This is a genomic window from Pseudomonas sp. S2_E02 (genome assembly GCF_054668355.1).
In genome coordinates, this window is record NZ_CP162761.1 from 5,265,437 (window position 1) to 5,284,475 (window position 19,039).

A 19,039-nucleotide genomic window follows, 5' to 3' on the forward strand; every position below is an offset into this window, starting at 1 on the left:
CAGGCATAAAAAAACCCGATCCACAGGGATCGGGTTTTTCCACGCCAGGTCAGTCTTACGACTGCTTGGCCAGCTTGTGCTCGAGGTAGTGAATGTTCACGCCACCTTTGCAGAAGCCTTCGTCACGAACCAGGTCACGGTGCAGCGGGATGTTGGTCTTGATCCCGTCAACCACGATTTCGTCCAGGGCATTGCGCATGCGGGCCATGGCTTCGTCGCGGGTCGCGCCGTAAGTGATCAGCTTGCCGATCAGCGAGTCGTAGTTCGGTGGAACCGCATAACCGCTGTACAGGTGCGAATCGACGCGAACGCCGTTGCCGCCTGGTGCGTGGAAATGCTTGACCGTGCCCGGGCTCGGCATGAAGGTTTTCGGGTCTTCAGCGTTGATCCGGCATTCCAGCGAGTGGCCACGAATAACCACGTCATCCTGAGTGAACGACAGCTTGTTGCCAGCGGCGATGCTGAGCATCTCCTTGACGATGTCGATACCGGTGACCATTTCCGAAACCGGGTGCTCCACCTGAACACGGGTGTTCATTTCGATGAAGTAGAAACGACCGTTTTCGTAGAGGAACTCGAAGGTGCCGGCGCCACGGTAACCGATGTCGATGCACGCCTTGACGCAACGAGCCAACACTTCTTCGCGAGCCTTCTCGTCGATGCCCGGTGCCGGCGCTTCTTCGAGAACCTTCTGGTGGCGGCGTTGCAGCGAGCAATCGCGGTCGCCCAGATGGATGGCGTGGCCCTGGCCGTCGGACAGAACCTGCACTTCGACGTGACGCGGATTGGTCAGGAATTTTTCCAGATAGACCATCGGGTTGCCGAACGCCGCGCCTGCTTCGGAGCGGGTCAGTTTCGCCGAGGCGATCAGGTCTTCTTCCTTGTGCACCACGCGCATGCCGCGACCACCACCGCCACCAGCGGCTTTGATGATCACCGGGTAGCCGACTTCACGACCGATGCGCAATGCCGTTTCTTCGTCTTCCGGCAGCGGGCCATCGGAACCTGGAACGGTTGGCACGCCTGCTTCGATCATCGCGTGCTTGGCCGAGACCTTGTCACCCATCAGGCGAATGGTGTCGGCTTTCGGGCCGATGAACGCGAAGCCGGAGTTCTCGACCTGCTCGGCAAAATCGGCGTTTTCCGCGAGGAAACCGTAGCCTGGGTGAATGGCGGTAGCGCCAGTCACTTCAGCGGCAGCGATGATGGCCGGGATGTGCAGGTAGGACTGAGCGGCAGAAGCCGGGCCGATGCAGACGGATTCGTCTGCCAGACCCAAGTGCATCAGCTCTTTGTCGGCCTTGGAGTAAACGGCGACGGTCTTGATGCCCATCTCTTTGCAGGCACGCAGAATCCGCAGGGCGATCTCACCGCGGTTAGCGATCAGAACTTTTTCCAACTTCGCAGTCATCAAAGGCTCTCCGCAGTTCAAACGATGGTGAACAGCGGTTGGTCGTACTCAACCGGCTGGCCGTCTTCGACGAGGATGGACTCGATCACACCGCTGGTTTCAGCTTCGATGTGGTTCATCATCTTCATGGCTTCGACGATGCACAGAGTGTCGCCTTTCTTCACGGTCTGGCCGACTTCAACGAAGGACGGCGAGGTTGGCGAAGATTTGCGATAGAAGGTGCCGACCATCGGCGAACGGGCAACAGTGCCGTTCAGCGCTGGTGCAGCAGCGGCAGCCGGGGCTGCGGCAGCAACCGGAGCAGCGGCGGCGGCAGGTGCGGCAGCCGGAGCGTGCATCGGAGCCGGCGCGTAGTACTGCTGAGCCGGGGTCTTGCTGTGACGGCTGATGCGTACGGACTCTTCGCCTTCCTTGATCTCGAGCTCGTCGATGCCGGACTCTTCCAGCAATTCGATCAGTTTCTTAACTTTACGGATATCCATGAATCATCAACTCCCAAGGGTCGGTCAGGGGCGTTTAACGCTTGTAGTTCAAGCCGTTGCCTGTGTTTCAAGCTGTTCTAGCGCAGCCTCCAGGGCCAGTCGGTAACCGCTGGCGCCAAGGCCGCAGATCACTCCCACCGCTACGTCGGAGAAGTAAGAGTGATGGCGGAAAGGTTCGCGTTTGTGCACGTTGGACAAATGCACTTCGATGAATGGGATGCTCACTCCCAGCAACGCGTCACGTAATGCGACACTTGTGTGCGTAAAAGCTGCTGGATTGATCAGAATGAAATCGACCCCTTCGCCACGCGCGGCGTGGATGCGGTCGATCAATTCGTACTCGGCATTGCTTTGCAGATACAGCAGATGATGACCGGCTTCACGGGCGCGGCGCTCCAGATCCTGATTGATCTGCGCCAGGGTCGTTGAACCGTAAGTGCCGGGTTCGCGGGTGCCGAGCAGGTTCAGGTTGGGGCCGTGCAGCACCAGGAGGGTCGCCATCTGCGTAGTCCTTGTTATGAATGAGCAATCGTCAGAACCCGGCGACTATGCCGCAAAGACTTTGTGACTGTCCAGTTCTATGCAATAGCCAGCACGATGGCCGATGTTTGCGCGAAATATGTGACCAAGTGGTTTGATCCGGTCATTTGTGGTGTCTGGACTGACGCCTTCGCGAGCAAGCTCGCTCCCACAGGGTATGCATTCCAATGTGGGAGTGAGCTTGCTCGCGAAGGCAATTTGTCAGACGCGAAATGCCTGAACGGCTGTGTGCAATTGGCCGCCCAATATCAGCAGATTCTCACCCTGCTCACGCCCGCGGCCGATACGCACCAGATTATCCCCACCCAACTGATGAATCCGCTCACTGTGATCGCGAATCTCGCTGACCGCGCCGCTCTGCTGCGCCGTGACGTCGGCAATGCGGATCGCCGTGTCGGAAATGGTTTGGATCGCGCCGACGATTTTATCCAGCGCGCCATCTGCCGCTTGCGCCTGATTGGCCGTGGCTTCGGCGTGCTCGACCTGCGTGCGCATGCCTTCGACCGATTGACGAGCAGCGGTTTGCAGGCCGGCGATCAGGGTTTGAATCTCGGCAGTTGCGCCGGCTGTACGTTGTGCCAGCGAGCGCACTTCTTCAGCCACCACGGCAAATCCTCGACCCATTTCCCCGGCACGCGCCGCTTCGATCGCCGCGTTAAGCGCCAGCAGGTTGGTTTGATCGGCAATCGAGCGAATCACCGTCAATACGCCACCAATGGTCGCTGACTCCTCGGCCAGATGCTCGATCATTTGCGCGTTGCCCTGAACCTCACCGACCAGCGCGTGCAGGCCGGTCAGGCTTTGGCCAATCACGGTCTGGCCATGCTCGACCGCCAATCCGGCATGACGGCTGGCATCCGCCGCCTGCTGCGCATCGCCAGCGACCTGCTGAATCGTCGCCTCCAACTCGCCGAGTGAATCGCGGATCAGCGCGGTGTCACCGGCCTGATGTTCGGCGCCGTTGTGCAAGTCGTTGCTTAGTTCGGCGAGTGTGCGACTGCTGCCTGCGACTTGTTCGGCATTGCCGCGAATTGTCCCGACCAAATCCACCAGGTAGGCACGCAATCGATTGAGCGAGGCCTCGATGTCGTGCAGTTCACGGTTGGTTTTGCCCAAATGAATGCCGCGGCTGAAATCGCCTTCGGCCCAGTTCGACAGCGCCGGAGCGAGATTGGTCAGCGTGCGGGCCAGCCGCCGCTGCAAGGTGTCGATGAGCAACGCAATCAGCAGAATCAAGCCGATCATCACGCCTTGCATCAGCCGCACTTCGCCTTGAATTTGCCCGTGCTGCGCGCGCACGACCGGCTCAAGTCCGGCGATGGCCTGCTGCACGGCGGCGATTTTCTGGTGGGTGGCGGTGCTGAGGTCGGTGCGTTTCTGAATCTGATTCCGTGTGCGTGCCAGCTCCGCCGGATAGCGTCCGAGCAAGCTGTTGAGCTCACGTTTGAGCCCGACACCGGCGTCTTCGGCAACGGCTTTTTCGCTGCTCTCGATGCCCATCAGCGCGGCGAAATCGTCGCTGCCCGATTCATTGTTGGCGACGACGCCGAGCAAGGGCAGGGCATCAATCACTTGAGCTTGCGAGCGGATATTGGTGACTTCGCGCTCAACATCGGCGGCCAGTTCACTGCGCCCGCTGCTGACCAGTTTGTCCCGCGCCAGTGACAGCTTGCCCAAGTGCTGCGAAGCGACGAGCAACGGCGTCAGATAAGCCGCATTGCCGTTGGCGTAAGTGCTGAGCTGATCGAGGCTGGCGCTCAGTTCGCGCTCTGCCTGCAACAGCAAGGCCTGCGGGTCGCCCGCCAGTTTGCCGGCAGCGAGCAGGTCGGTCTTGCTGAATTCATCAAGGCCCGACAGGCTCGGGCGCAGGGTGTCGGCCAGCGCTGGCGGCAATTCGCCGAGTTCTTTCTGCAAATTGTCGATGGCCTGACTGGCACTGCTCAGGCGCAAGGCGTCGCCGCTGGCGAGGTAATCCTCGACGTTGCGTGCCACCTCGTTCTGAAATTGCTGCGACAGCCCCAGATAACGCTCCATCAACAGATACGGGCGCTCAAGGGCTTTTTGCGACCACCACAGCGTCGCGCCGAGTGCGAGACACACGGCGACCAACAGCAGGGTATTGAGATTGGTGAGCAACTTCAGGCGCATGACGGCTACCAACGGCAGAAATGGTAAGCGCCTGAATTTATTGCGGTTCTGTTACAGGGTTATGACCGAATCAGTGGAATCCGATGAAAAAGTGGCACTTTGCTTTGAGTCGCGCGCGGTCTGCACGCGATTGCGTCCGGCGCCCTTGGCGCGGTACAGCGCCTCATCGGCCTGACTGGCCATCATCAGGCTGTCGCAGTCATCGTGCATTTCCACCACGCCGGCGCTGAAGGTGCACCACAAATCCTGCGGCTGCGCCGGGTAGTGGATTTCAGCGAAGCGCTGGCGGATCTCGTCGAGCACTTTGTGCGCGGCCTCTATATCGGTGTCGGGCATGACGATGGCGAATTCTTCGCCGCCGTATCGGCCAATGAAATCGGTTTTGCGCAAACGCTGCTTGAGAAACAGCGCGAGGCTCTTGATCACCCGGTCGCCCATCGGGTGGCCGTGGCTGTCGTTGACCCGTTTGAAATGGTCGATGTCGAGCATGGCAAAGCTCAATGGCTTGTTCTCGCGGCGCGCGCGGAACGAGCAGTCTTCGAGCAATTGCAGAATGTGCGTGTGGTTATACAGACCGGTGAGGCTGTCGCGGACCATCCGTGCTTTGAGATTGCGCGCGCGGGCGGCGCGGTTGCGCACGGTGGTGATCAGGTGGCGCGGCTTGATCGGTTTGGTCAGGAAGTCATCGCCGCCCTCGCTCATGGCGTCGAGCTGCTTGTCCAGATCGTCCTCGGCCGACAGGTAAATGATCGGCACGCTGACATAGCGATCGTTGTGGCGAATCACTTTGGCCAGTTCGGTGCCAGTGCAGGCTGGCATGTACATGTCGAGGATGATCAGGTCGGGCTGGAAATCGGCCAGTTCCGCCATCGCCTGAATCGGTTCGATCAAGGTCCGCGTGACGATGCCGGCGCTGTTGAGCAGGCGCTCGGTGTGCAAGGCCTGTGCACGCGAGTCGTCGATGATCAGCACTTTATAAGGTTCGTACTGGGCGACGCAGGTGAGGACTTCTATCTTTTCCAGCAGGCTCGACGCTTCGAGGGTGCCGGTGAGGAACTCCTGGCCGCCGGCGCGCACGGCGGCGAGACGGGTTGGCGTGTCGGTTTCGTGCAGGCTGAAGAACAGCAGCGGCAGCGGTTCTTCCAAACCGACCTGGGCCTCCGCGGCGAGTTTCAGGCCGATGCCGGCGCCGCTGAAATCGACGTCCATGACGATCGCCGCGGGCAGGCGCTCGACCATCGAGGAGCGAAACGCCGACACACTGTCCAGCGCCTGCGCGCTCAGACCGAAGAATTCCAGTTGTTTGGCCAGGCGTTCGGCGCGGTCGTGATCTTGCAGCATCACATAGATCGGTTTGCGCAGCGGTGGCAGGAAAGTCTGGTCGAGTTGATCGCCATGGCGCAGGCCGGTGCGTGACAAGCGCTGCATCAAGCGATTGAGGTCGGTGATCAAGCCACTGCTCAGGCGACCGCGATTGGCGTCCACCGCTTCCAGCGATTGGCTGATATGGCGCGCAAGCTGCGTGTGTTCGGGCTGTTCGAAGCGCTCGGCAAAACGCAGCAGGCGCAGGTTGGCCTCGCTCAGTTCGGCGAGATCGACATTGGACCACTCAGTGCGTTGCAGGCGCTGCCATATCTCAAGAATCTGACGTGCCTGATGAATTACCCGCTGGGCAAAGTGGTGCTTGAGACGCTCACGGCTGGGGTCTTCTGGCTCGGTCATATCCTGACTACTAGTTAGGCTGCATGCTGAGATCGACTGGTGGCTCTATGCTAGCACCTCTTTTCCCTTACACGAGTGTCGTACGTCAATAATCTGCAGTGCGTCACCATTCAGTTTCTGACCGGGCGGTTTTGTTTTTGACCTGAGTGTCTGACAAGTCCCCGTAGGCCGGGCACTCCCTGACTAAGCTGGGTGATCAGGATGACGGCGCAGTCGTGCTTTTATCCGTGCAGTGAATGACCTTTGCGATGGTTTTCAATCCGATGGGCTGAAGCATGGGCATCGGGGATTCCCTTAGTCATCGTCGAAGCGTCATTCGCCCATACGAATTGCGGCTTATCTTTACGCGCGGGTGCCCGGCCCCGGCACGTTGTTGTATGGTTGTGGTCGAACCGTTGAACCCAAGTGATTGAAAGGATATCGCCATGCTGGACTGGAAAAACCGCGCGGGCAGCGCGCCTGAACGTGCCGCCGAACCCAAGTCGGCCACCCGCAGCTATGTTGGCGGATTACTGTTCAGCCGTGCATTGGCCACGCTGATCGGCATCTACCTGCTGGTGACCATTGGCCTTGGCTGGTACTGGAGCCAGGAGCCGGCGCTGTTTCCGGTCGCACAAAACGCGCAAGTGGCGGCCGAGAAAGAAGGCAAGCAGATGGTGATCGGCTACACCACCGTCGAAACCCTGAAGACCGTTGCCGGCACCTTGCTCAACAAGCCGGGCGGCTACATTTCCAACGACCGCTTCCCGCCGGGCCTGTGGATGGACAACACACCAAGCTGGGAATACGGCGTGCTGGTGCAGGTGCGTGACCTGACCCGTGCCCTGCGTAAAGACTTTGCCCGTTCGCAGTCGCAGTCGGCGGAGGATGCCGATCTGGCCAAGGCCGAGCCGCGTTTCAACTTCGACAACAAAAGCTGGATCCTGCCGTCGAGTGAGTCGGAATATCAGGAGGGCATCAACTCGCTGAGTCGTTATCAGGCGCGCCTGTCCGATCCAACCCAGAAAAACGCGCTGTTCTATGCTCGCGCCGACAACCTGAACAACTGGCTGGGCGATGTCGGCACCCGTCTCGGTTCGCTGTCGCAACGCCTGTCGGCCAGCGTTGGCCGGGTCAAACTCAATACTGCGCTGAAAACCGAAGTGCCGGCGATCGGCGAAGTGCCGCAGGTTGACGAAGAAGTCGTCGAGACCCCGTGGATGCAGATCGACAACGTGTTCTACGAAGCGCGCGGTCAGGCCTGGGCGCTGTCGCACCTGCTGCGCGCCATTGAAGTCGATTTCGCCGATGTGCTGGCGAAGAAGAACGCCACGGTCAGCGTGCGTCAGATCATCCGTGAACTGGAAGCCTCGCAGGAGCCGGTCTGGAGTCCTATGATTCTTAACGGCAGCGGCTTCGGCGTGCTGGCCAACCACTCGCTGGTCATGGCCAACTATATTTCCCGGGCCAACGCGGCGGTGATCGATTTGCGTCAACTGCTCAATCAGGGCTGATTCATGAGCCAGAACGCCAAAGAGGCGGCCCATCGCGCCGCCTCGGATGCCGAACAGATCGCCTGGGTCGACGAGCAGGACAACCTGCTCGGCGCGCTCGTGCGCGCCGATTTGCGCGAGCGCGGGTTGATTGGCCGTGGCACCTACATCATGTTGTTCAATTCTGCCGGTGAGCTGTGCGTGCACCGGCGCACCTTGAGCAAGGCGATTTATCCCGGCTACTGGGACGTCGCGGCGGGCGGCATGGTCCAGGCAGACGAGACCTACGCCGAGTCGGCGGCCCGTGAACTGGAAGAAGAATTGGGCGTCAGCGGCGTCGAGCTGACGGCTCATGACCATTTCTATTTTGAGGACACCGGCAATCGCCTGTGGTGTTCGGCGTTTTCTGCCGTGTGGGACGGCCCATTGAAACTGCAACCGGAAGAGGTGCTGGAAGCGCGCTTTATTCCGGTCGAACAGGTGCTGCAGGAAATCCAGCAGAAGCCTTATTGCCCGGACTCTCTGGCCGCATTGAAGCGCTATCTGAAGGCGCAGCAAAGCGACGTCGCAAAGAACACATAAATTGGCGCCGATTGGCACTTAGCAATCGGGATTTTTGCCGTTACACTGCGCGACCTTTTCAAGCTGCACCGCGAGTGCTTTTTGTAGAAGCTGCCGCAGGCTGCGATCTTTTGATTTTTTGTTTTGGCGTCGAAATCAAAAGATCGCAGCCTCGTTTCACTCGACAGCTCCTGCATTTGGCGCTTTATCGGTGCAGTAGCGCTGCCCCTGCCTGAGTGGGGCTTCGCGGTCGATGACCTTGCCCAAGGTCGCGATCAGTCTTTGTCCTCCCGAGAGGATTGCCGGTGGCCAAAAAAGCCGCATCCTTCGCCGCCCTGGGCGGCCTGGTATTTTCCACCGACGCAGGTCGTCATTGCCCGGAATGCAGTAAGCCGGTGGACGCCTGTATCTGCAAACAAACCGTGATCCCGGCTGGCGACGGCATTGCCCGCGTGCGACGCGAGAGCAAGGGCCGTGGCGGCAAAACGGTGACTACCATCACCGGCGTGCCACTGGCCGAAGACGCGCTCAAGGAGCTGGCGACAACGTTGAAGAAACGTTGCGGCACCGGCGGCGCGTTGAAAGACGGAATCATCGAAATCCAGGGCGATCATGTCGAGCTACTCTTGGCTGAGCTGATCAAGCACGGTTTCAAAGCGAAGAAGTCCGGCGGCTAGCAGCCTCTGTGAAAACCACCTGCGGCTTGATCCGGCGCTGAAACACTTCAGATCCGGCGTCGTCTCCATGGTTTTCACAGAGCCTGTTCATGACCGGTTTCTAAACTCCACGCAGTCAGTGCGGTCTACCGCCGCGCTGACAAACCGTCATTTTCATTCTTTAGAATGCGCCGGCCTGAGATCAGGCGACGCACTATGACTTCTTTATAGGGGACTTCGATGTCCGTACGACGCACACGCAAAGACGATGGCAGCCAATGGACAGTTGCGGACAGCCGCAGTGTTTACGGGATTCGCCATTGGGGGGCCGGGTATTTCGCGATCAATGACGCCGGTCGCGTCGAAGTTCGTCCGAACGGTCCGAGCAGCTCGCCTATCGACCTGTTCGAACAAGTCGACCAACTGCGCAAAAGCGGTTTGTCCTTGCCGTTGCTGGTTCGCTTCCCCGACATTCTGCAAGACCGTGTTCGCCAACTGACCGGTGCCTTCGATTCGAACATCGAGCGCCTGGAGTACCAGAGCAAATACACCGCGCTGTACCCGATCAAGGTCAACCAGCAAGAAGCGGTGATCGAGAACATCATCGCCACCCAGGACGTCTCCATCGGTCTGGAAGCCGGCTCCAAGCCTGAGCTGCTGGCCGTGCTGGCGCTGGCGCCGAAGGGCGGCACCATCGTCTGCAACGGTTACAAGGACCGCGAGTTCATCCGTCTGGCGCTGATGGGCCAGAAGCTTGGCCACAACGTCTTCATCGTCATCGAGAAAGAATCCGAAGTCGGTCTGGTGATCGAAGAAGCCGCCTCGCTCAAGGTCAAGCCACAGGTCGGCCTGCGCGTGCGTCTGTCGTCGCTGGCGTCGTCGAAGTGGGCGGACACCGGTGGCGAGAAATCCAAATTCGGTCTGTCGGCAGCACAACTGCTGTCGGTGGTCGAGCGTTTCCGCGCGGCAGGCCTGGATCAGGGCATTCGCCTGCTGCACTTCCACATGGGCTCGCAGATCGCCAACCTCGCTGATTACCAGCACGGCTTCAAGGAAGCGATCCGTTACTACGGCGAGCTGCGCAATCTCGGTCTGCCGGTCGATCACATCGACGTCGGCGGCGGTCTGGGCGTCGACTACGACGGCACGCACTCGCGCAACGCCAGCTCGATCAACTACGACATGGACGATTACGCCGGTGTCGTGGTTGGCATGCTCAAGGAATTCTGCGACGCGCAGAGCCTGCCGCATCCGCACATTTTCTCCGAAAGCGGCCGCTCGCTGACCGCGCACCACGCCATGCTGGTGGTGCAGGTAACCGACGTCGAGAAGCATAACGACGAAATCCCGCTGATCGAAAACAAGGAAAACCTGCCGGAAACCGTGCAGTGGCTGGTTGACCTGCTCGGCCCGACCGACATCGAAATGGTCACAGAAACCTACTGGCGCGCCACCCACTACATGAGCGATGTAGCCGCGCAGTACGCCGACGGCAAACTGACCCTGGCGGAAAAAGCCCTGGCCGAGCAGTGCTACTTCGCCGTGTGCCGTCGCCTGCACAACTCGCTGAAAGCACGTCAGCGTTCGCACCGCCAAGTGCTCGACGAACTCAACGACAAGCTGGCCGACAAGTACATCTGCAACTTCTCGGTATTCCAGAGCCTGCCGGACACCTGGGCAATCGATCAGGTCCTGCCGATCATTCCGCTGCACCGTCTCGATGAAGAGCCGCTGCGTCGCGCGGTGCTGCAAGACCTGACCTGCGACTCCGACGGCAAGATCAACCAGTACGTCGACGAGCAGAGCATCGAGACCAGCCTGCCGGTACACGGTTTGAATGAAGGCGAAGACTACCTGCTGGGCGTGTTCCTGGTTGGCGCCTATCAGGAAATCCTCGGCGACATGCACAACCTGTTCGGTGACACCGACTCGGTGAACATCTACCAGAACGCCGATGGCAGCGTGTACCACGCCGGTATCGAGACCCACGACACCATCGAAGACATGCTGCGTTACGTGCACTTGTCGCCGGAAGAACTGATGACTCACTACCGCGACAAGTGCGCCAGTGCCCGCATCAGTGCCAGCGAGCGCACGCAATTTCTCGATGCCTTGCGTCTGGGCCTGACCCGCTCCTCCTACCTGTCTTCCTGAGGCCAGGTGGCGATCTTGCCGGGTTGTCTGAATTTTTCCTGAGCGTGGCGGAAAATTCGGATGATCCGGTGGGATATCTCCCAAAATCTTCGCGAAATCCATGGCATTCCCGGCCAGCAAAGTCATCCGGTCTGCTTTTCGCGTAGGTCATTTCCTAAGTTGTACTTCAGCTCTCTACTCGGCCATGGCTCTCGGCGAGAATCCCCGACCGCCCCTCCTGTAGAGATCCGCCCATGTTCGAACCAGTCAACGAGTCGTCCTTTCGTCTCGATGTAGCGGGCCTGTCCGACCCTTTCGAAGTCCTGGCCTTTACCGGTAGCGAAGCCCTCAGCGAATCCTTTGCGTTCGAGATCGATGTGTTGATCGACGATCCGCACCTGGATCTCGCCGGCCTGCTATACCGTTCGGCGTTCCTCTGTTTCGGGCCGTCGGGGGAGGGCGTGCACGGGCAATTGCAGAGCCTTGTCCAGCATGAACACGCAGAGGGTTCGAGATTGAGCCGGATCCGTCTGGGGCCGAAACTCGGTTGCCTCGCGCTGCGCTTCAGCCAGCGCATCTTCAGTGGCCGTTCGGTGCCGCAGATCATCGAACAAGTGCTCAGGGAGCACGGGATTGTTGGTGCCCAGCGCCGCTTCGATCTGTCCGGCGGCTACCCGGCCCGGACGTTCTGCACGCAGTACCGCGAGTCCGATTTGCAACTGCTCCAGCGCTTGTGTGCGCAGGCGCGGATTCACTACTACTTTGAACACGATCGCGACCGGCATTGCCTGGTGTTCGCCGATGATCCGGCGCAGTTACCCGTGGCCGGTACCGCGCAGTATCCGCGCGGGGACGACGGGCAAGATAGGTCACCCGCGTTGCGGCAATGGCAATTGCAAAGTGCAATTGGGAGCAGTTTATCGGGTGTGCAACGGGCTGAAGGCCAGAGTGAACTGCCAGCGTTGCGCAGCGGTCACTGGCTGCGGTTGGCCGGTCATCCCTTCGCTGAATGCAATCGGCCGTGGTTGCTCACACGCATTGAACATCGCGCCGATCCATCCCGTGAACCTCCCTACGTCAACCGCCTGTTCGGCACGGTGCAAGTACCGTACACATCGGCTACAGCGTCATCGCGCCTGCGCATGCACAGCCTGCAACGGGCCTGGGTGGTGGCGGTCGATGAGCCGCAGCCTGACCGGATGCGTCCGGTGGCGGTGCAATTCGACTGGCTCTACCAGGGCGAAGGGGCCGCTCCGAGTCATTGTTGGCTACCGCTTGCGCCGTCCCTGACGCAGGTGTCCATGGCGGCGCTGAGCGAGGGTGTCGAGGTGGTGGTGAGTTTCTTTGAGGGGGATCCGGATCAGCCGATGATCAGCGGCGTGCTGCAGCCGCCATCCGCCGTTGCCGACACCGATGATGACCTGCCGTTGCCTCTGCCCAACAGCCTGGTGAGTGACGGCTTGCAGCAACTGCTGACTTGCGGTGAACCGTTGCTGCTGTTGTGCCTGATCCCCGGCGGCGGCAGTTTCAACCATTGCGCTCAATCGGTGTGCAGTTGCCGACTGGTCACCGCGCTTGAACAGAGCGGCGCAACATGAATGGCGCGGCGCTTGAGCCCATGGCGCAGTGGCTGTTGCTCGATGGCCCGGATGCACCGCAGGCCTTGCTGACCCTGCACCGGGCTTTTTCCGGTGTGCAGTGTTTCAGCCTGTTCGAAGGCACTGAGTTCGAACCGGTCAGCGAGCACGGCCCGGTGTTGATCGAGCTGCGTGACTGCCCGGCATTGGCCGCGTTGTGTCACAGCGACCCGAACACCTGGCGCGGGCTGTTGCTGAGCAGTGAGGTTGCGGCGCAACAACTGCTGAGTCACTTGCAGCGCATGCTCACGGTGTCGTTTGGATTGAACCACCGGGCTTTGCTCAGCTATTACAACCGGCAGACCGCGAGCTATTTTTTCGATGCCTGCGATGCCGCTGAGCTGAGCCGCTGGCTCGGGCCGATTCGTCAGCTGCGCTGGTTCGGTGGCACTTGGGCCGACCGGGCCATTGGCAGTCTGGGCTGGCAGCAGTTGCGCAACCCGGGGCTAGCCGTCGAGCCGCTGAGCATCGAAGAAAGCCTGACCCGGCGCCAGCGCGAACGCCTGCAAACCTGCTTGCTGGAGCAGCATATCTGGCGCTGGTGCCAATCGCTGGGAACCGATTACGCGACGATGGCCTCCCATGTGCATCAAGGCCTGACGCTGGGATTCAGCGACCGCACCGTGCTCGATGGCTGGTTATGGCTACGCTTGCTGCATCCGCGAGCCGTGCTGGTGCCACCGCCGGTGGGGCTGACCCAACAGCAGCGGCTTGACCATGTGCGGCGCCAGTGGCGCAGCGATCAGTCCTGAGGCGAGGTTCGGCGCGTATGGCAGGTTTATTCCGGCAAGGGTTGGGGATCGTTTTGCTGCTGGTGCTGGGCGGTTGTTCGCCGGTGCAGGTGCTCAATGCGTTGACTCCGGACAGCACGTACGCCAAAACTGTGGGCATCGCCTATGGCGACGATCCGCGGCAGAAGCTCGACGTGTATGTGCCGCATCAGCCGATGCCCGGCGCGCCGGTGGTGGTGTTTTTCTATGGCGGCAGCTGGAACAGCGGTTCGCGCGTCGACTACCGCTTTGTCGGCGAAGCGCTGGCGTCCCGAGGGATTGTTGCCGTGGTGGCGGATTACCGTTTGTATCCACAGGTGCGCTATCCGCTGTTCCTGCAAGACGGGGCGCGTGCGGTGGCATGGACCAAAGCGCATATCCACGAGTTTTCCGGCAACCCGCAGCGCTTGTATCTGATGGGCCACAGCTCGGGCGGGTACAACGCGGCGATGCTCGCGCTGGACAGCGAATGGCTCGCGGCGGTGGGCATGTCGCCCAGGGATGTACGAGGCTGGATCGGTCTGGCCGGGCCGTATGATTTTCTGCCGATCAAGAATCCCGAGGTGCGCCCGGTGTTCTTCTGGCCGGATTCACCGCCGCAGTCGCAGCCGATCAACCATGTCAGTCGCGGCGCACCGCCTGCGCTGTTGATTGCGGCAAGCCGGGATGATCTGGTCAACCCGACGCGCAACACCGGTGGCCTTGCGAGCAAGCTGCGCGAGGCCGGTGTGCCGGCGCAGGATTTGTATTACTCGCGGCCCAGCCACATAACCTTGGTGGCGACCCTGTCGCGGCCGTTGCGGCGTCTGGCGCCGGTGCTCGATCAGGTGGTCGGGTTTATCGCCCACACGCCGAGTCAGTGAACGCCGCCACTGAACCAGCCATCGTTGCGCTTGAGCCACCAGGCTTGCGCACCGAGGGTCAGGCTGCGCAACACCATGAACAGCAGAAAAGATATCCACAGCCCGTGATTGCCCAGACCTTGCAGCGCCCAAGCGAACGGCAATAACAGCACCACGGTGATCAGCATGCCGTTGCGCATTTCCCGCGCGCGGGTGGCGCCGATGAACAAACCGTCGAGCAGGTAGCTCCAGACTGCAATCAGCGGCAGCACGGCGAGGTAGGGCAGGTAGACGAACGCGGTGTCGCGCACGCTCTGGATGTCAGTCTGCATCTCGATGAACAAGTGCCCGGCCAGCAGGAACAGCATGGCGAAGCCGAGGCTGGCGATCAGTGACCAGCCGCCGGCCACCACCAGCGAGCGACGCAGGGCCAGACGGTCACGGGCGCCGATGGCGTGTCCGCACAAGGCTTCGACGGCATGGGCCAGACCGTCCAGCGCATGCGCCGTCAGCAGCAAGCCATTGAGTAGCAGCGCGTTGGCGGCCACCGTCGAATCACCCAGTCGCGCGCCTTGTACGGTGATCAGGAAAAACACCGATTGCAGCGCCAGGCTGCGGATAAAGATATCGCGGTTGACCGCCAGCAACGGGAGCCAGCTCTGCCAGATTTTCAGCGCCGCCCAGGCGATGTGCCCCGGGTACGCGCGCAGCGCCTTGCGGGTCAGCAGCAGGCCGAGCAGGGCGCCGCTCCATTCGGCGATCACCGAGGCCCGCGCCGAACCGACCACGCCCCAGTCCAGGCCGATGACGAACCACAGATTGAGGACGATGTTGATCAGGTTGGTGGTCAGCAGAATCGCCAGCGGTGCCCGGGCGTTCTGTGTGCCGAGGAACCAGCCGACCAGCGCATAACTGGCCAGCGCCGCTGGCAGGCCGAATAGCCGCGTGTGGAAGAAGTCCCGAGTGAGCTGATCCAGCTCCGCCGACGGTTGCATGAAGTGCAACGCAACACCACTCAGTGGCACACCCAAAGTGCCAAGCACTAGCGCCAGTCCCATCGCCAGCAGCAAGCCCTGCAACAGAATCTGCCGCAACGCCGCACCGTCGCTGCGCCCGGCGGCTTGCGCGGCAAACCCGGTGGTGCCCATGCGCAGAAAGCCCATGGCCCAGGCGAGAAAGGTGTACAGGCTGGCACCGACCGCCACCGCGCCTAATTGATGGGCGTGGGGCAAGTGGCCGATAACGGTGCTGTCGACCAGCGCCACCAACGGTACGGAAATATTGGACAGAATCATGGGCGCGGCGAGTGCCCAGACCTTGCGGTGCGTCGGGCGGTCGCGCCAGTCGGCGATCAGAGTAGACATGCGGGCTCCTTGGGGGAGCGGGGATTGTAACGATTCATGGAGGATTTGCTGTGTCTGACAGAAACAACCCCCTCACCCCAGCCCTCTCCCAGAGGGAGAGGGGGCCGACCGAGGTGTCTGGCGTCATCCATCGACCTGAGAGAATGTGCCGATTATGGATTCGCTGAAGCTCGCTCAAGTCGGTGTAGCTCTTGAATATCCCCCATTCAGTCCCCTCTCCCTCCGGGAGAGGGTTAGGCGGACGGCGTTCCGATGAGGGGCTCTTCAAGCGGTTAATGAATAATCCAGCTAAGCAGCCACAACCCCAGCAACAACCAGATGATCCCGGCAATGATCGACGCATTCATGAACGCCCGAATCGCCGACCACAACAGCATCAACCCGACAATCAGGGCGATGATGCTGATGATCGAGGTGTCCATGCCCAGGGTTTTGGCCAGGCCGTCGACAAAGTTGCCACCGGCATTGCTCAGAATGTTGAACAAACCACTGAGGCCATCGACGATAAAGCGGATGACTGAACCGAGCGCCTGCCCGAGCCATTCGAAAAAGCTTTCTACCTGCATGTGTGCATCCTGATGAAAGAGCTGAGCCTTGGGCCACAACGCGGGTGGCCGAGTTCCCTGCATGATAGAAGGTTTGCACCCATTCTGTGTGGGAGCGAGCCTGCTCGCGAATACGGTGGATCAGTTAACTGATGGGTTGAATGACACAGCGCTTTCGCGAGCAGGCTCGCTCCCACATAGATCACCTGCGCCGCTTGCCTTTGGTGGGTATCCCCCCGAAGCTATACGCCTTCAGGAGAACCCGATGAACCTTGTTGAACTGACCGAACGCCTGCACGCCATTCGCGACCGTAATGACTGGCGGCAATTTCACAGCCCGAAAAACCTCGCCATGGCGGCCAGTGTCGAAATGTCCGAACTGGTGGAAATCTTCCAGTGGCTGACTGAAGACCAGTCGCGCCAGTTACCCGCCGACAAACTCGCCCACGCCGGGCAGGAAGTCGGCGATATCGTGTCGTACCTGTTGCTGCTGTGCAGCGAGTTGGGCCTGGACATGAATGAAGTGGTGCGCGCCAAGCTTGCCGACAGCGAACGGCGGTTCAGCTGATGAGCGACCGGCATTTCGATCAGTTGGCGACGCGGTTCGCCGAAAAAATCTATGGCGGCGCGAAAGGCGCGATTCGCCTCGCGGTGTTGCAGGCCGACCTAATCGAGGCACTGCCGGATCGTCCGTTGCGCGTTCTCGACATCGGTGGTGGTCTTGGCCACATGTCGCTGTGGCTGGCCGAGCGCGGCCATGACGTAACCTTCACCGAGCCCGCCGCACCGATGCTCGAAGGCGCGCGCCAGCGTTTTGCTGAAGCCGGGCAAACCGCAACATTCATTCAGGCGCCGTGGCAGGAACTGCTCGGCCAACTCACTGAACCGTACGATCTGGTGATCTGCCACGCCGTGCTCGAATGGCTCGCCGAACCCCACGCGATCCTGCCGGTGCTGCACCAACTCACCAAGCCCGGCGGCTGGTTGTCGCTGGCGTTCTACAACCGCGATGCGCTGATCTACCGCAACCTGCTCAAAGGCCATTTCAAGAAAATGCGCAAGAACAGCATGGCTGGGGAAAAGCAGAGCCTGACCCCGCAGCAGCCTCTCGACCCACGGGAATTGGCAACGCAACTCGAAGGCCTGTGGCAGGTCGAAACCCAGAGCGGGATCCGGGTTTTTCACGACTACATGCCGGTGGAATTCCAGGCCCGCGCCGAACTCGCGGATTTGCTCGAGATGGAGCTCGCTCACCGCCGTCACCCAAGCTTCGCCGGGCTTGGGCGCTACTTGCACTGGATCTGCCGGCCGATCTGATCGGAGCGCGACATGAAAGCTCAATCCGGGTTATTGCTGATCTGTCTGGGGTTGGCTGCCTGCCAGGGCAGCAACCCGTACGTGGCGCAGTCGCGGCCCCTGCCGCCGGCGCCGGCGCAAGCCGCCACCACCTTCGACCGTAGCGCTTACCCGGCGCCGCCGCGTGACTACGGACGCTATCGCAGTTGGGCCTGGCTCAACGGGCAGTTGCCGCCGGGTACGGCGTGGGCGGACTCGGCGCAAGTGGCCGAAGCGGTGAGCAATGCCCTCGATCAGCGCGGTTTGCGCCCGTTGCACGACAACCGCCCGGCCGACCTGTTGGTCAGCGCCGATCTGCGGCTGGAAACCCGTTTGCGGCAGGTCCAGGACGACTACGGCTACTACGGCGGCGGATACGGCGGCTACGATCGATATGGTCGCGGTTATGGCATGTACAACACGGTGCCGATCGTGCGCACGTATTCGGAGCAGGTCGTGGTGGTGCAGGTCAATCTGTTCGACGCCGGCAGCGGGCAACCGGTCTGGAGCGCCAGTGCCGAAACCGCGAACAAGGGCAGCGAAATCGATCGCACCGATTCGATCCGCGAAGCTGTGGAAAAGGCCATGTCGGCGTATCCTCCGAGTTAGCTTTCTGCCAACGGGAAGCTGCCGCAGGTTCATGTCTTCCACCGGAGAAAAACCATGTTCCGCCGTCTCGCTCTACTGGCCATGGCCGCGCTGCTCAGCGCCTGCGCCGCCAACCAGGTCAACCACGACTTCGATGCCAGCCGCGACTTTGCCGCCTATCGCAGCTGGAGCTGGAAAGACCCCGCCCTGCAATATCGCCCCGATGATCCACGAATCAAAAGCGACCTGACCGAACAGCGCATCCGCCAGGCCGTCGCCGATCAGCTCGACCAGCGCGGTTTGCGTCCTGCGGCGGCGGGGGCCAAGGGTGACTTGAATGTGCAGACTTATCTGATCGTCGAGGATCGTCAGCAGCAAGTGACGACCAACTATGGCGGCGGTTGGGGTGGCCCGTGGAACGGTTATTGGGGCGCGCCGATGTACAACGAAACGCGCAACATCACTTACAAGGTCGCGACCATCCAGATCGACCTGCTCGACGGCAAGGACGGCAAACTGGTGTGGCGCGGCAGCGATGAGCAGATGCTGTCCGGCAAGCCGAATCCCGAAGATCGCAGCAATGCCATTCGCGAGACTGTCGGGCGGATTCTGGCCAACTATCCACCGCGCTGAATCCGTTAAAAAGTGGGAGCTGTTGAGCTCCCATTTTTTGTTCCACCCTAAATTCTGATGTGGGAGCGAGCCTGCTCGCGAAAGCCGGGTGTCATTCAACTGTTATTTATCCGACACGACGCCTTCGCGAGCAGGGATGTTTGTCTGTTCGAAATGGTGCGTTGCCATTAGGCGCGTCTACACTCAGTTGCACCAATGGA

Annotated in this window: 18 protein-coding genes; 11 read left to right on the forward strand and 7 right to left on the reverse strand. The window is 60.8% G+C overall.

The window, feature by feature from the left end; genetic code table 11:
- Positions 1-55: 55 nt before the first annotated feature.
- The 5 genes from accC to gcbA form a co-directional block, all read right to left on the reverse strand.
- A complete protein-coding gene (gene accC / locus AB4O01_RS23545) occupies positions 56-1,411 on the reverse strand; it encodes an acetyl-CoA carboxylase biotin carboxylase subunit (protein ID WP_093430247.1) in 1,356 nt (451 codons plus the stop codon).
- 17 nt (positions 1,412-1,428) lie between these two features.
- The gene (accB, locus tag AB4O01_RS23550; RefSeq protein ID WP_093430248.1) at positions 1,429-1,893 is read right to left on the reverse strand and encodes an acetyl-CoA carboxylase biotin carboxyl carrier protein; all 465 of its coding nucleotides are present in this window, start codon (positions 1,891-1,893) and stop codon (positions 1,429-1,431) included.
- Positions 1,894-1,941: 48 nt separating this feature from the next.
- Positions 1,942-2,394: a type II 3-dehydroquinate dehydratase gene (gene aroQ, locus AB4O01_RS23555; protein ID WP_093430249.1), complete on the reverse strand. Its 453-nt coding sequence runs from the start codon at positions 2,392-2,394 to the stop codon at positions 1,942-1,944.
- 240 nt (positions 2,395-2,634) lie between these two features.
- Positions 2,635-4,581: a methyl-accepting chemotaxis protein gene (locus tag AB4O01_RS23560; protein ID WP_460089727.1), complete on the reverse strand. Its 1,947-nt coding sequence runs from the start codon at positions 4,579-4,581 to the stop codon at positions 2,635-2,637.
- Between the two features lie 51 nt (positions 4,582-4,632).
- Positions 4,633-6,303 (reverse strand): diguanylate cyclase GcbA, encoded by a 1,671-nt coding sequence (gene gcbA, locus AB4O01_RS23565; protein WP_093430251.1) that lies wholly within the window; start codon positions 6,301-6,303, stop codon positions 4,633-4,635.
- A 425-nt stretch (positions 6,304-6,728) separates the two neighbouring features.
- Between gcbA and AB4O01_RS23570 the strand changes: the two genes are divergently transcribed.
- The 7 genes from AB4O01_RS23570 to AB4O01_RS23600 all read left to right on the forward strand — a co-directional run bounded on the left by AB4O01_RS23570 (position 6,729) and on the right by AB4O01_RS23600 (position 14,395).
- A complete protein-coding gene (locus AB4O01_RS23570; RefSeq protein ID WP_016984927.1) occupies positions 6,729-7,796 on the forward strand; it encodes a DUF2333 family protein in 1,068 nt (355 codons plus the stop codon).
- Between the two features lie 3 nt (positions 7,797-7,799).
- Positions 7,800-8,357, forward strand: coding sequence for an NUDIX hydrolase (locus tag AB4O01_RS23575; RefSeq protein ID WP_093430252.1), 558 nt, complete (start codon positions 7,800-7,802; stop codon positions 8,355-8,357).
- A 284-nt stretch (positions 8,358-8,641) separates the two neighbouring features.
- Positions 8,642-9,013, forward strand: coding sequence for a translation initiation factor Sui1 (locus AB4O01_RS23580; RefSeq protein WP_007914613.1), 372 nt, complete (start codon positions 8,642-8,644; stop codon positions 9,011-9,013).
- A 219-nt stretch (positions 9,014-9,232) separates the two neighbouring features.
- A complete protein-coding gene (speA, locus tag AB4O01_RS23585; RefSeq protein ID WP_093430253.1) occupies positions 9,233-11,146 on the forward strand; it encodes an arginine decarboxylase in 1,914 nt (637 codons plus the stop codon).
- A 233-nt stretch (positions 11,147-11,379) separates the two neighbouring features.
- Positions 11,380-12,723, forward strand: coding sequence for a type VI secretion system Vgr family protein (locus tag AB4O01_RS23590; protein WP_460089729.1), 1,344 nt, complete (start codon positions 11,380-11,382; stop codon positions 12,721-12,723).
- Positions 12,720-13,514: a DUF4123 domain-containing protein gene (locus AB4O01_RS23595; protein WP_460089731.1), complete on the forward strand. Its 795-nt coding sequence runs from the start codon at positions 12,720-12,722 to the stop codon at positions 13,512-13,514. Before AB4O01_RS23590 ends, AB4O01_RS23595 begins: the two co-directional genes overlap by 4 nt.
- Positions 13,515-13,531: 17 nt before the next feature.
- Positions 13,532-14,395 carry an alpha/beta hydrolase gene (locus AB4O01_RS23600; protein ID WP_460089734.1) on the forward strand — a complete coding sequence of 288 codons (864 nt, stop codon included), beginning with the start codon at positions 13,532-13,534 and terminating at the stop codon, positions 14,393-14,395.
- On the opposite strand, the gene AB4O01_RS23605 is transcribed toward AB4O01_RS23600, so the two are convergent.
- Both AB4O01_RS23605 and AB4O01_RS23610 read right to left on the reverse strand, forming a co-directional pair.
- Entirely contained in the window at positions 14,389-15,738 is a 1,350-nt protein-coding gene (locus tag AB4O01_RS23605) for an MATE family efflux transporter (RefSeq protein WP_460089737.1), read from the reverse strand. The two genes, AB4O01_RS23600 and AB4O01_RS23605, sit on opposite strands and share 7 nt — an antisense overlap.
- A 272-nt stretch (positions 15,739-16,010) precedes the next feature.
- Positions 16,011-16,304 carry a hypothetical protein gene (locus AB4O01_RS23610; protein WP_007914623.1) on the reverse strand — a complete coding sequence of 98 codons (294 nt, stop codon included), beginning with the start codon at positions 16,302-16,304 and terminating at the stop codon, positions 16,011-16,013.
- 244 nt (positions 16,305-16,548) lie between these two features.
- On the opposite strand from AB4O01_RS23610, the gene AB4O01_RS23615 reads away from it, so the two are divergent.
- The 4 genes from AB4O01_RS23615 to AB4O01_RS23630 are packed head-to-tail and all read left to right on the forward strand — an operon-like array spanning position 16,549 to position 18,839.
- The gene (locus AB4O01_RS23615; protein ID WP_460089740.1) at positions 16,549-16,851 is read left to right on the forward strand and encodes a nucleotide pyrophosphohydrolase; all 303 of its coding nucleotides are present in this window, start codon (positions 16,549-16,551) and stop codon (positions 16,849-16,851) included.
- Positions 16,851-17,600, forward strand: a complete 750-nt coding sequence (locus tag AB4O01_RS23620; RefSeq protein ID WP_099757894.1) for a methyltransferase — start codon at positions 16,851-16,853, stop codon at positions 17,598-17,600. The genes AB4O01_RS23615 and AB4O01_RS23620 overlap by 1 nt, the downstream gene beginning before the upstream one ends.
- A 12-nt stretch (positions 17,601-17,612) precedes the next feature.
- On the forward strand, positions 17,613-18,227 hold the full coding sequence (locus AB4O01_RS23625; RefSeq protein ID WP_095047366.1) for a DUF4136 domain-containing protein: 615 nt from the start codon (positions 17,613-17,615) through the stop codon (positions 18,225-18,227).
- A gap of 54 nt (positions 18,228-18,281) precedes the next feature.
- Positions 18,282-18,839, forward strand: coding sequence for a DUF4136 domain-containing protein (locus AB4O01_RS23630; RefSeq protein ID WP_460089742.1), 558 nt, complete (start codon positions 18,282-18,284; stop codon positions 18,837-18,839).
- Positions 18,840-19,039 lie beyond the last annotated feature (200 nt).